Here is a 13,370-nt window from a genome sequence, read left to right on the forward strand (position 1 = left end):
GCTTGGCAGCGCAGCGCTGCCAAGCCCGCGCTTTTTCTAGGCGGGGGCAGGCTGGCGCAGGGCCTTCGCCATCCAATCGAACAGTTGCGGGTCCGAGAAGGCGGCCTGCACCGGCACTTCCCACAACCGCGCGTCGTGCAAGGCGGCGCACTTGATCGCGTCCTTGGACGTGACGAGGATGGTCTCCGCCGTGATCGCCTGGAAGGGCGATTCCGCATAGTCGTGGTGATCGGGCAGAGGCAGCGTCGCATCCAGCGCGATACCGGCGGCGCGCAGCGTCGCGAAAAACCGTTCGGGGTTGCCGATACCGGCCGCGGCCGCGATGCGCGGCTGCCCCGCATAGGCGGACAACGGCCGGGTGCCGCCACCTTCGATCTGGCGGGTTTCGCCCGGCTCCAGCCACATCCGCACCTGGCGTGGACGGGCACTGCCCGTTACCGGCGGTCGGCCGTCGGCGGTGCCGATATTGGTGACCACCACATCCACATCCTTCAAGCGGCTGGCGGGTTCACGCAAGGGGCCGGCGGGCAGCAGGCGGCCGTTGCCGACGCCGCGCTCGTCCTGCACGACGATTTCGATGTCGCGGGCCAGCGCCAGGTGCTGCAGGCCGTCGTCCGAGACGATCACATCCACCTCGGGATGCGCTTGCAGCAGGGCCTGGGCCGCCAGTGCGCGTTTGGGATGCACCGAGACGGGGGCGCCGGTGGCGCGGGCGATCAGGGCGGGTTCGTCGCCGAAGCGGGCGGCTTCCAGGGCGCCGGTCCCGACACGGGCGTGTCCATCGATCTTGACGCCATAGCCGCGGCTGACCACGCCGGGCGTGTAGCCGCGGGCGCGCAAGCCCTCGACCGTGGCAATCACCATCGGCGTCTTGCCTGTGCCGCCCACATAGACGTTACCGACCACCACCACCGGCACGGGGGCGCGGTAGGCCGGGCGGGTGCCGTCCAGGTATTGCCTGCGCTTGCGCGCCACCGCCCATGCGGTCAGCGCGGACAGGGGCAGCAACAGGCTCGAAAGCCAGCCGCCGTGCTGCCACTGGCGCGCCAGCAGCGAGGCAGAAGAACGCGGGGTGGTCACCGGGAAGTCTGGGCGGCGAAGTTGACGCGGCCGATGCCGGCCAGCCGGGCGGCTTCCATGATGTTGATCACGGATTGGTGGGTGGCTTGGGCGTCGGCGTTGATGACGACCAGCGGCTCGGGCTTGCCGGCCGCGGCCTGGCGCAGGGCGTCGGCGATTTCGGGCGGGGTGGAAACGTCGATCAGCGTGCCGTTCAGGGCGTAGCGGCCGTCCTGGCTGACGGCGACTTCCAGCGCGGGGGGCGTGTCCTGTTCCGACGACGCCTGGGGCAGCGTCACCTTCAACTGCGTGAAACGCGCGAACGAGGTGGTGGCCGCCAGGAAGATCAGGATGACCAGCAGGACGTCGATGAGCGGAATCAGGTTGATGTCCAGTTCATCGCGCTCGCCCCGGGAGCCGCGGAAATTCATGAACGGCCCTCGCGCGAAGCGGGAAAGGACGACACGGCGCGGACCAGGCGCGACGCGGATTGCTCCATGGCGCTGAGGTAGCCGTCGACGCGGCTGCGCAGGTAGCGGTGCGCGATCATGGCGGGAATGGCGATCAGGATGCCGAAACCGGTGTTGTACAGCGCCATCGAGATGCCGCGCGCCAGTTGGGCGGGGTCGCCGCCGCCGGGCGTGTACGAACCGAAAATTTCGATCATGCCGACCACGGTGCCGAACAGGCCCATCAGCGGCGCGACGACGGCGATGGTGCCGATGGCGGGGATGTAGCGGCTGAGGTCATGCGCGACGGCGCGGCCCGTGTCTTCGACCACGTTGCGCAGTTCTTCGCGGGGCAGATGACGGTGACGCATCACTTCGGCCAGCACGCGGCCCAGCGGCGAGTTGCGTTCCAGCCGGTTGATCGATTCGGGGGTGTCCTGGTGGTTGCGCAGCATGTCGGCCACCTGCTCGTTCAGGCCACGGGGCAGGATCAGGCTGCGGCGCAGGGAAAGGAAGCGCTCGAAGATCAGCGCCAGACCCAGCACGGATGTCGCCAGCAGGGGCCAGATAGGCCAGCCGGCCTCGCGCAAAATGGAAAGCAAAGCGTTCAACTCCCGGGAAACCGTGGTGCGCAAGGTGGCGCGCATCGGCATCTGATCAAGCCGAAACTGTAACGGTGCGGCGGGGTTGTGGCAAGGCGGGTTGACCCCGGAATTATCCACAGAAGTTGTGGATAATTCTGTGTAAAACTCTGCCAGAACGCTTGTGGGCACAGGGCTTGCGCTTGTTTGCTTCAAAAGAGCGCAGTGGTGTTTATGTAAAAATCCTATATAAATCAATGAATTGCACGGAAATTGCTGGCTGTCTGGCCCGTTGCTGCAAAAAACTGTGGACGCGGTATCATTGCGGCCCGCTACGTATGCCCTGTGGACAGGTACGCATCGGAAAGCCTCATGACAATTGAATTTGCAGTCACAAACAACGCATTCGCGCGGGATATCCTGACGGTTGCCCAGCTGAACCAAGCAGTGGGGCAGTTGTTGGAGCGCAGCATCCCGGCAATATGGGTGCGCGGAGAGATTTCCAACTTCACGGCGGCGGCTTCCGGGCATTGGTACTTCACGCTCAAGGACAGCCGGGCCTCTGTGCGGGCTGTCATGTTCCGCAGCCGCGCCAGTGCGGTGGGTTTCGTGCCCCGGGCTGGCGATCAGGTCGAAATCCGGGCCAGGGTTTCCCTGTACGAGGCCCGCGGCGACTATCAGCTGCAGGCCGACGCTATGCGCCGGGCCGGGCTGGGCAACCTATATGAAGCATTTCTGCGGCTGAAAGAGCAATTGGCCTCTGAGGGCCTGTTCGATCCGGCCCGCAAGCGAGAGCCTGTCCGCCTGCCGCGCGCCATTGGCGTTGTCACGTCGCTGCACGCGGCCGCGCTGCGCGACGTGCTGTCGGCGCTGGCCCGGCGCGCGCCGCAGGTGCCGATCATCATCTATCCGGCCCCGGTTCAGGGCGCGGACGCCGCCGGCCGCTTGGCGGCCCAGGTCCGTATGGCCAATGAGCGGGCCGAAGTCGAGACCCTGCTGCTGGTTCGCGGCGGGGGCAGCATCGAAGATCTCTGGAGCTTCAATGACGAAGACCTGGCACGCCAGGTGGCCGCCAGCGAGATCCCCGTGATCAGCGGCGTCGGGCACGAGACCGACTTCACCATCGTGGACTTCGTGGCCGACGTGCGCGCACCGACGCCGACCGCCGCCGCCGAACTGGCCTGCGTGCCGCGCTCCGAACTGCTGGGCCGCGTCATGCAGACCGCCCAGGCCATGGCGCGCGGCCAGCAACGTCGCCTGGAGCGCGCCGCCCAGCGCCTTGACCGCGCGGCGGCGCAACTGGTGTCCCCGGCGCAACGCCTGGAGCATCAGCGGGAACGCCTGAACAGCCTGCGCTTCCGCCTGGCCTCAGCCTGGTCCGGTCCGCAAGGCCGGCGCACCGCGCGCGTCAATCTGCTGGCCCAGCGGCTGACGCACCGGGTACCGGACACGGGCCGCGCCGCCGACCGCCTGGCCGGCGCCGTGCGCCAACTGGGCCAGGCGCATGCCCGCCTGCTGGTCCAGAACCGCAATCGGGTGGCGGCGGCCACCGCGCAACTGCGCGCACTGGATCCCGGCAACACCCTGGCGCGGGGATACGCGATTGCCCGCGACGGCGAAGGCCGCATCGTGCGCGACGCGGGCACCTTGTCTGCCGGACAGGCGCTGGATCTGAGCTTCGCGCAAGGCGGCGCCGAGGTCCAGGTGCAGCAGACCCGCAAGACACGCGACGCCGACTGATACGATTCGGCCTGTCGAGCGCAGCGCTAGCGACGCGAACAAGGGCAGGGCGATGTTGCATAACAGTGGCTTGGGTTGGGTGGCCGGTGTGCTGGCCGCAGCGGCGATATCGCTGGGACAGGCGGCCATGGCGCAAGCGGGCCCGGCCGCGCCGCAAGCGCAACCACGCGCCTGCGATTGCGATTCGCCCTACCGCGAATACAAGCCGGCCGATACGCCGCAGACCAAAGCCCTGTTCGACGCCGGCAGCCGCAGCGACGAAGCCGCTTTCGCGGCCGCGTTTCGGCAGGTCGACCACCCTGGCGACTACGCGGTCGATGGCGTGCCCTTGCTGCATGCGCTGCTGACGCCGCCGCGTGCGCTGCGGGCCAAAGACGTCTACTGGGGCATCACGCCAGAGGACGCGGCCCGCATCCGCGAGGCCTATCGGGCGGTGCTGCCGGCCCGCACCCGCATGTTGGCTGCGCTGCTGGCCACTGCGCCCGCGCTGGACGACGTGACCTACCAATCGCGCCGGCCGCCCTTGCATCTGGCGATCTTGTACGGCACGCCCGACATCATGGATATGCTGTTGGCGGCGGGCGCCAAACCGGATCAGCGTGGCGATGAAAACCGCAAACCCCTGGAGTTCCTGCTGAACCGCGATTTCGAATTCGCGGTGCGCATGACCTATCTGCCGCGCCTGGTCGACCGCCGGGACATGACGCGCATGGTGCTGGCGTTGTTCAAGGCCGGAGCAAGCCGGCCGTTCACGGATTTCGACGAACCGGCGGATGAATCCGTGCGACGCTTGTTCACTGACGAGCAAGGCCGGCTGCGGCCTGCCGCGGATTTCATGGCATGGGAACCGATGGTCGAAATGACCGAAGGCGCCGAGCCTTTGCGCGCGCTGGCCGCCACGGGCAGCAAACCGGCGGTGGAAGACGGCCTGACGGTGTTGGCGCTGGCCGCCTACCTGGGCAATGTGGGCGCCGTGCCGGTGTTGATGGAACTGGGGCCTCGTACGGTGCCGGCTACCGGCTATGGGGAAAGCGGCGAACGCGACGTGTGGCTGGACGCCGCGCAGGCTGCGGTCGAGAGCAGGCATCCCGCCATCGCTGCGCAGTTGTTGCGGGCCGGCATGCCGTTTGCGCAGCGCGGCCCGCAGACGGGAGGCGGGAACCTGATCTTCGCGAAAGTCGAAGCGACCGCACGGCCCATCATGAATCTTGCCGCCGCCAAGGGCGATATCGATACGTTGCAGCGCCTGCTGGCGCTGGGTGCGGCCGTGGAAGGCGATGCAGCCGAACCCTACGGCGACACGCCTTTGGCCGACGCGGTGCGGGCGCGCCATGCGCAGGCCGTCACGCGCCTGCTGGCGGCGGGCGCCAATCCGGGTTTGGTGCGCGAAGGTTATGACCGGCAGTCCGCGCTCGAGGCTGCGGTGCAGACGGGCGATGCGGCGATCCTGCGTGAGTTGCTCGCCGCCATGCCGGCCGACACCTTGGGCGCGGCGCTGCGCGATCCCCAGCGTTCGCCGATGGCGCGGCTGTTGCGTGAGCCCGGCCCGCAAGGCACCGCGATGCTGCGGTTGTTCATCGATGCGGGTTTTGACGTGAAGACGTTGGGCGCAGGCACGATCCGGCAGGCACTGGAAAATCGCGACGCCGCGCTGGCGTTGATGCTGATCGATGCCGGCGTGCCCGTGAACCCGACAGCGCCGGGTCCCGTCGAGGCGGCCGCGCGCGACGGCGACCGTGTGGACGATCGCGCCGCCACGCCGCCGCTGTTGATTGCGGTGACGACGGGCCAAGCTGCCGTCGTCGATGCGCTACTGGCCAAAGGGGCGGATCCCGCCGCCGTGTTGCCCGATGGCGAAAGCGCGTTGTACTGGTTGATTGGCCGGCAAGACACGGCGATGCTGGATCGCCTGCTGCGCGCCGGAGCGAAGCTGGACGATCCGCGCCTGCCCGAAGCGCCCGCGCCGTATGCGTTGCTGAATGCGGCTGTGGCCTCGGGCGATATGGCGCTGGTGCAGCGGGTCAGCCAGGCCAATGGCCAGGCGCTGGCGCGTGCGTGCTTGCCGGAGGGCGGTGAATTCAATCTGATCGACAAGCCGGGATACTTCGCGCAACTGCAGGCCGCAGGCTTTACCGGCCAGGAAGATCGCTGCGCGAGCGAGGCCGGGCCCTTGCCGGAACGGGTGCTGTCGTTGCTGCTGCAAAGCCGGCATTGGGTGGTGGCGCGACGGGATACGGCGGTGGAGGTCTTGACGCAACTGCGGGCTTCGGGCGCAGATCTGGATGCGCCGTTGAGCAGGGGCGACACGCCGCTGAACCTGGCGATCGAGCGTGGCCGTACGGATCTGGCCGACGCGCTGATGGCCGCCGGCGCCAGCCCCGATGCGCCCGATGCTTCCGGCCGCAGCCCGGCTTGGGTCGCGCTGGAAACCGGTCAGCCCGCCATGCTGTCCTTGCTGGCGCGTTATCGCGCGCGTTTCGATGCGGCTTCAGCGCCTGCGGGCCAATCGTTCCAGAACACGCTGACGTGCCAGTCCTCGCCGGAATTCAAGCGTGTCCTGCAAGCGGCGGGCGTGGCGCTGGCCACGACGTGCGCATCGCCGGCGTCGCCCAAGCGGTCCACCGCCAAGGCGGGCAGCAAATCCGCGAATGCGTCAGGACTGCCGGGCCATTACTACCTGCGCGGCTTGCGCGAAGTCGGCAGCGAACTCTTGCTGTCGGCGGACGGCACCTTTGATTACCTGTTGAGCTACGGCGCGGTCGATGTCATGGCGCGTGGCGCATGGCGCAGCGACGGCAAGCACGTGTTCCTGGACACGCCGCCGATCCAGCCGTACTCGGCCATCGCCGACGTGCGCGCCGATGCGCGGCCCGCCGAGGCCGGACAGTTGACGGTGCGCGTGTACCATCACGATCGCCCCGTGAAGCTGGATGTGGCGATGTCGTCCGCGGACGCGGACTTTGGCGGGGAACCCAAGCAATCGGAAGGCGCGGATGGCGTCAGCGCGCCGATCGCGCCGGGTGCCTTGAAGGCCTTGGCCGTGTTCGTGCCGCTGCCTTCCGGGGCGCGCTGGCATGAAGTCGACCTCAGCAAGATCGACGCCGACGCGCGAGCAATCCGCATCGATGTCGAGGCGCCTGAGGCCGCTGCCGGCACGCCCTTGCACAAGACGCTGACGCTGCAGAAAGACGGCGCGCTGGTCGAGTCTGGCGACGGCCGCGAACTGCGATACGAGAAAGAGTAGCGTTTACAAAAACGGTCGCGGAAAAGTCATAAGCACATGTGTCCGTTAACCCCGCGCAAGCACGGGTTTAACAAGGTATCCTCATTAGTTGCCGATACAATTGACCGGCTTGATCGTGCACTCAACAGAAGGAACCAACACATGGCACATACTCTTCCCCCCCTGCCTTACGAACTGGACGCGCTGGCTCCGCACATCTCCAAGGAAACGCTGGAGTTCCACTACGGTAAGCATCACCAGACGTACGTCACGAACCTGAACAACCTGATCCCGGGTACGGAATTCGAAACGCTGTCGCTGGAAGACATCGTGAAGAAATCCTCGGGTGGCATTTTCAACAACGCCGCTCAGATCTGGAACCACACGTTCTACTGGAACAGCCTGGCCCCCAAGGCCGGCGGCGCACCCTCGGGCAAGCTGGCTGACGCCATCAACGCCAAGTGGGGCAGCTTCGACGCTTTCAAGGAAGCGTTCAACAAGTCTGCAGCCGGCAACTTCGGTTCGGGCTGGACCTGGCTGGTCAAGAAGGCTGACGGTTCGGTCGATATCGTCAACACCAGCAACGCCGCCACCCCGCTGACGACGGCCGACAAGCCGCTGCTTACCTGTGATGTCTGGGAACACGCGTACTACATCGACTACCGCAACGCGCGTCCCAAGTACCTGGAAAACTTCTGGGCGCTGGTGAACTGGGAGTTCGCTGCCAAGAACTTTGCCTGATAGGCAAGGTCGCCAGATCCCGCGGCGCTTGCGCCGCGGCGCATGAAGCAAAACCCCTCGCATCGGCGAGGGGTTTTCTTTTTTCGTTCAGAAAGAATTCAGCTTACAAAACCCTGTCGATTGTCGAATTCATTGTGGGGAAATGACAAGAAAACACCCTTTTCTTTAGGGTTATCCCTAGAAACCCCTGCCGCTATTGTTGCCAGCAGTCTGCGGCTGAACCTCGGCGCCGATGACCGCGGCTTGCCCGCCACAAAACCGGGGTATCTACAGGGAAGGGAAGCATGTTGCGGTTATTTTCGGGCTTGCGCATTGGGGCGCGCCTGTCGGGCGCGTTTTTGCTTGTGGCCATGATCGGCGGGGCGATCGGGGCGTTCGGCGTTTGGGGGCTGTCTCGAATCAACGAATTGAATGATCGGCTTTACGACACCGAGCTGCGTGGCATCTCGGATCTGAAAGAAGCCAATATCAACCTGATCTACGCGGGCCGTGCCCGCAGCGGCTATCTGGCCGCCAGCACCGAGCAGGATCGTCAGGCGTTGAAGAAGCAGTTTGACGATGCAGTAAAGAACATGGTCGTGCTGCGCGAGAAGGCGGCGAAGAACTTCCACGAAGAAGACGGCAAGCGCCTGCTGGCTCAGTTCGTTGAGACCGAGCAGGTCTGGAAACGCGAGTCTGAGGCGTTCTTCACGGCTGCGAAATCGCAGTCGTTGACGCAAACAGATCCGCGTGTGAGCGAGATCGAAAAGCGCGTCATTGCGTCGTCGCAAAAGCTCGATGACTTGATGACCGACCTGGCCGTGGGCAAGGAAAAGTCCACGGCGCAATCCGTCGACGAAGCCACGAACTTGTACGACACCGTGCGTCTGGTCATGATCGTGCTGGCCGTGATGGGCGTGGCGATCGGCATGCTGCTGGGCTGGCTGGTGACGCGCGGCATCGTGCGTCCGTTGCAGCAGGCCGTATCGGCCGCGCGCCAGGTTGCCGCAGGCGATCTCACGACAGACATCCAGGTCGCCACGCGCGACGAAACCGGTGATCTCATGAGCGCGCTCAAGGCCATGAACGAAAGCCTGGCCCGCATCGTTGCCGACGTGCGTGACGGCTGTGAGAGCATCGCCTCGGCGTCGTCGCAGATCGCGCAAGGCAACTCCGACCTGTCGCAGCGTACGGAAGAGCAGGCCTCGTCGCTGGAAGAGACCGCCGCGTCGATGGAAGAGCTGACCAGCACCGTGCAGCAAAACGCCAACAACGCCAGTGAAGCGGACCGCCTGGTCAGCCAGGCTTCCACGGTGGCGGTGCGCGGCGGCGAAGTGGTCGAAGGCGTGGTGCAGACCATGAGCGCCATTTCCGACAGTTCGCGCCGCATCGCCGATATCACAGGCGTGATCGACGGCATTGCGTTCCAGACCAACATCCTGGCGCTCAACGCCGCGGTGGAAGCGGCGCGCGCGGGCGAGCAAGGCCGTGGGTTTGCCGTGGTGGCAGGCGAAGTGCGCACGCTGGCGCAGCGTTCGGCCGTGGCGGCCAAGGAGATCAAGGCCTTGATCGACGAATCCGTCACACGCGTCGAAGGCGGCACGCGTCAGGTCGACGAAGCCGGCCGCACCATGCGCGAAGTGGTCGACAGCGTGCGCCAGGTCGCCGTCCTGGTGCGTGAAATCGCCAGCGCGTCGGAAGAGCAGTCCTCGGGCATCGGCCAGGTGAACCAGGCCGTGGCGCAGATGGACACCGTGACGCAGCAGAACGCGGCGCTGGTGGAAGAGGCCGCGGCGGCCGCCGCCAGCATGCAGGAGCAGGCCTCCCGCCTGGCGCAGGAAGTGCGCCGCTTCAAGGTGGACGCCAGCAGCAGTTCGGCCCGCCAGGCGCAAGCCCGGCTGGTGCAGGCCGTGCCGGCCGTGGCGAAAAAGCCCGCGGCATCCACGGCGCGTGCGGGGCAGGCTCGTCCGGCGTTGGCGCACGCGTCCGACGACGACTGGTCGACGTTCTAAGCCGGTGTCCGCTGCCGGCAGCGATGGTGTTGCTGCGGGGGGGCGGGCTCGGATTGTGGGCTGCGGGTCAGGTGGGAATGGTAAGGTTAGCCACCTTTCGTCGCCTGCCAGCAGCCCATGAGCCTGACTGACTCGTTTCGCCGGATCTCCGCCGGCACCCGTCGCCTGATGCGCCGCAAAGTGCGTCAGATCAACCGCTTGTCGCGCAAGAGCCTGCAAATGCTCTTGTTGCTGGGCGGCGCGGGCCTGGTGGCCCTGATGTCGTTGGGCTTTGCCTATCTTGCCGACAAGGCGCTGGACTGGAACCGCGAATGGGTCGGTCATAACGGCTGGCTTGCCTTGCTGGTGCTGCCGTTCAGTCTGGCCGGCCTGCGCTGGCTGACGCTGCGCTTCGCGCCCAACGCCTCGGGCAGCGGCATTCCCCAAGTGATCGGCGCGCTGTCCTTGCCGCCCGGCCCCAGCCAAAGCAGCCTGGTGTCGCTGGCGCAGACCCTTTGGAAGATTCCGCTGGCTTTCTTCGGCATGCTGGCCGGCGCATCGATTGGCCGGGAAGGGCCGTCGGTGCAGGTGGGCGCCGCGCTGATGTTGGCCTGGGGCGACTTCTGGAAGCGGCGCGGCGTGCAGTTGCGCGGCTTCCATGCCAACGAGCTGATCGCCGCTGGCGCCGCAGGCGGGCTTGCCGCTGCCTTCAACGCGCCGCTTGCCGGCGTCATTTTCGCTATCGAGGAACTGGGCCGGGGCACCGTGCTGCGCTGGCAGCGCCTGGTGCTGATCGGCGTGCTGGCCGCTGGCTTCCTGGTGGTGGCGGTGCAGGGCAACAACCCGTACTTCGGCGTGTTCGGCGGTGCGCCGCTGGCGCACGGCATGGTGATGTGGATCATCGTCTGCGGCACGATCAACGGCGCGCTGGGCGGCATTTTCGCGCGCTTGCTGGGCAAGGGCGCGGCGGGCTCGGCGCCAGCGGCCTGGCGCGCCTGGATACGGGCGCACCCGATCTGGACGGCCTTCATCATGGGGCTGATCCTGGCCGTGATCGGCCTCTGCACCGCCGGCTCGGTCTACGGCACGGGTTACGGCGTGGCGGCTGACCTGCTGTCGGGCCATGATACGGCGCCCGCCGGCTTCGGCCTGGCCAAGCTGGCGGCTACCGTGGCCTCGTACTGGGCGGGCATCCCCGGCGGCATCTTCACGCCGGCCCTGACGACCGGCGCCGGGATTGGCCAGCACATCTGGCAGTTGGCGGGCGACGGCGTGGACCAGCGCGTGCTGGTGCTGGTGTCGATGGCCGCCTTCCTCGCCGCCGCCACTCAGGCGCCGCTGACGGCCAGCGTGGTGGTCATGGAAATGACCGGCAGCCAGCCCATGCTGTTCTGGCTGCTGGTGGGGTCGTTGCTGGCCTCGGGCGTGTCACGCCAGTTCTGCCCGCAACCCTTCTATCATCTGGCGGCGGGGCGCTTCCGCCGGCAGGCGATCCTGGAGGCCGGACGCGCGGCGAAGACGGGCACCGAAACGGGCCCGGCTGGCGCCAAATCCTCCGCGCCGTGACCCGCCGTGCACGCAAACCGTGCGTGCTCGGCGCACTATCAGGGTGAACACCTACTGGACATTGTCCGTGTGGCGGACATGATCACCTTGCACCAACTTGGCGCGAAATGCGCTGCGTTAACATCGGGCGATCCCGTTTTTCTCACTTCACTCCGAGCTTCTCATGACCGTGAATGCCTTTATTTGTGATGCGATCCGCACCCCCTTCGGCCGCTACGGCGGTGCGCTGGCGCCCGTGCGCCCTGACGATCTGGCTGCCGTCGCCATCAAGGCGCTGGTGGCGCGCAACCCCGGCGTGCGCTGGGAAGAGCTGGATGACGCGATCATGGGTTGCGCGAACCAGGCCGGCGAAGACAACCGCAACGTCGCTCGCATGGCGACCCTGCTTGCCGGCCTGCCGATCGAAGTGCCCGGCGCTACCGTCAACCGCCTGTGCGGTTCGGGCCTGGACGCCATCGGCACCGCTGCCCGCGCCATCCGCGCCGGCGAAGCTGGCCTGATGCTGGCTGGCGGCGTGGAAAGCATGAGCCGCGCGCCGTTCGTCATGGGCAAGGCCGACAGCGCGTTCTCGCGCAATGCCGCCATCTTTGACACGACCATCGGCTGGCGCTTCATCAACAAGCTGATGAAGGCGCAATACGGCGTGGACTCGATGCCCGAGACCGCCGAAAACGTCGCCGACGATTTCAAGATCAGCCGCGAAGACCAGGACCTGTTCGCGCTGGCCAGCCAGCAGAAGACGGCCCGTGCGCAAAAGGAAGGCGTGTTCGACGCCGAGATCGTGCCGGTGTCGATCGCCCAGAAAAAGGGCGATGCCATCATCGTCGCCAAGGACGAACACCCGCGTGAAACCAGCCTGGAATCGCTGGCCAAGCTGAAAGGCGTGGTCCGTGAAGGCGGCACCGTCACGGCGGGCAACGCGTCCGGCGTGAACGACGGCGCCGCTGCGCTGCTGCTGGCCGACGAAAAGGCTGCTGCCCGCCACGGCCTGACCCCGCGCGCCCGCGTGGTCGGCATGGCCACCGCCGGCGTCGCGCCGCGCATCATGGGCATCGGCCCGGCCCCCGCCACGCTGAAGGTGCTGGCCCAGACCGGCCTGACGCTGGACCAGATGGACGTGATCGAATTGAACGAAGCCTTCGCCGCCCAGGGTCTGGCCGTGCTGCGCCAGTTGGGCATCGCCGACAATGATCCGCGCGTGAACCCCAACGGCGGCGCGATCGCCCTGGGTCATCCGCTGGGCGCCAGCGGCGCACGTCTGGCCACCACCGCGATCAACCAGCTGCACCGTACCGGCGGCCGCTATGCGCTGTGCACGATGTGCATCGGCGTGGGCCAGGGCATTGCGCTGATCATCGAGCGCGTCTGACGCGCGAAGTGTTGTTTTTTCCCGCCGTTTTTCCAGGGTGGGAATGACAAGGGAGCCCCGCGGGGCTCCCTTGTTGCATCCGGAAGGGGTGTTGCCGCCCCGGGGGCACGCCCCTCAGGGCAGGCCGTCGATTTTCCGCCCCGCCTTGATGCCGTGCTGGTCAAACCAGCCTTGGGCCATTTCCAGGGCGTAGCGGACAGGTTTTTTGGCGCAGTGGGGGTCTTCGGTCTGCGGGGCCATGTCGTCGATGTTGACGATCGTGCCGTCGTCGGCGATAAAGGCTATCGAGAGCGGCAGCAACGTATTGCGCATCCAGAAGCACTGTACGTCGGGCTGTTCGAATACGAATAGCATGCCGTCGTTGCCGGGAAGTTCCTTGCGGAACATGAGCCCGTCGCGGCGCGTGGCATCCGTATTGGCGACTTCTGCGCGGATAATATGGATACCCGCCGAAAGCTGAGTGGTCGGCAGCGTCGGCTGCGGGCCGGTCTGGGCGTAGACGCTGGCGCTCAAAGTGAGCGCGGCGGCGGCCAGTGCGGCGGATAACGCTCTCACCGGTGCTGATTTAAAGAACGCTGTCTTAAACAACGTGCGACTGACAGGGAACAACACAGCATTCTTCAGCATGGCCTGGCGTAGTAATAGTGAAAATAACAAGGCGGGGCTCGAAAG

Annotated in this window: 10 protein-coding genes; 6 read left to right on the forward strand and 4 right to left on the reverse strand. The window is 66.5% G+C overall.

Annotated elements, in window-relative coordinates:
• Window positions 1-36 precede the first annotated feature (36 nt).
• The 3 genes from lpxK to CEY09_RS19995 are packed head-to-tail and all read right to left on the reverse strand — an operon-like array spanning window position 37 to window position 2,110.
• Complete coding sequence (gene lpxK / locus CEY09_RS19985) at window positions 37-1,080, reverse strand: tetraacyldisaccharide 4'-kinase (RefSeq protein WP_088590003.1); 1,044 nt, start codon at window positions 1,078-1,080, stop codon at window positions 37-39.
• Window positions 1,077-1,490 (reverse strand): ExbD/TolR family protein, encoded by a 414-nt coding sequence (locus tag CEY09_RS19990; RefSeq protein WP_088590004.1) that lies wholly within the window; start codon window positions 1,488-1,490, stop codon window positions 1,077-1,079. Before CEY09_RS19990 ends, lpxK begins: the two co-directional genes overlap by 4 nt.
• Entirely contained in the window at window positions 1,487-2,110 is a 624-nt protein-coding gene (locus CEY09_RS19995; protein ID WP_088590123.1) for a MotA/TolQ/ExbB proton channel family protein, read from the reverse strand. Before CEY09_RS19995 ends, CEY09_RS19990 begins: the two co-directional genes overlap by 4 nt.
• A 351-nt stretch (window positions 2,111-2,461) precedes the next feature.
• On the opposite strand from CEY09_RS19995, the gene xseA reads away from it, so the two are divergent.
• The 6 genes from xseA to pcaF all read left to right on the forward strand — a co-directional run bounded on the left by xseA (window position 2,462) and on the right by pcaF (window position 12,698).
• A complete protein-coding gene (xseA, locus tag CEY09_RS20000) occupies window positions 2,462-3,829 on the forward strand; it encodes an exodeoxyribonuclease VII large subunit (RefSeq protein WP_088590005.1) in 1,368 nt (455 codons plus the stop codon).
• Between the two features lie 52 nt (window positions 3,830-3,881).
• A complete protein-coding gene (locus CEY09_RS20005) occupies window positions 3,882-7,073 on the forward strand; it encodes an ankyrin repeat domain-containing protein (protein WP_234818352.1) in 3,192 nt (1,063 codons plus the stop codon).
• Window positions 7,074-7,214: 141 nt separating this feature from the next.
• Complete coding sequence (gene sodB, locus CEY09_RS20010) at window positions 7,215-7,793, forward strand: superoxide dismutase [Fe] (protein WP_006227881.1); 579 nt, start codon at window positions 7,215-7,217, stop codon at window positions 7,791-7,793.
• Window positions 7,794-8,077: 284 nt separating this feature from the next.
• Complete coding sequence (locus CEY09_RS20015; protein ID WP_088590006.1) at window positions 8,078-9,784, forward strand: methyl-accepting chemotaxis protein; 1,707 nt, start codon at window positions 8,078-8,080, stop codon at window positions 9,782-9,784.
• Between the two features lie 117 nt (window positions 9,785-9,901).
• A complete protein-coding gene (locus tag CEY09_RS20020; protein ID WP_088590007.1) occupies window positions 9,902-11,329 on the forward strand; it encodes a chloride channel protein in 1,428 nt (475 codons plus the stop codon).
• Between the two features lie 163 nt (window positions 11,330-11,492).
• Complete coding sequence (gene pcaF, locus CEY09_RS20025; RefSeq protein WP_088590008.1) at window positions 11,493-12,698, forward strand: 3-oxoadipyl-CoA thiolase; 1,206 nt, start codon at window positions 11,493-11,495, stop codon at window positions 12,696-12,698.
• Window positions 12,699-12,812: 114 nt separating this feature from the next.
• Here the strand turns inward: pcaF and CEY09_RS20030 are convergent, their stop codons facing one another.
• Window positions 12,813-13,325 (reverse strand): DUF192 domain-containing protein, encoded by a 513-nt coding sequence (locus tag CEY09_RS20030; RefSeq protein WP_088590125.1) that lies wholly within the window; start codon window positions 13,323-13,325, stop codon window positions 12,813-12,815.
• Between the last annotated feature and the right edge of the window lie 45 nt (window positions 13,326-13,370).

Source organism: Achromobacter marplatensis (genome assembly GCF_002209535.1).
Lineage (GTDB): Bacteria > Pseudomonadota > Gammaproteobacteria > Burkholderiales > Burkholderiaceae_B > Achromobacter > Achromobacter marplatensis.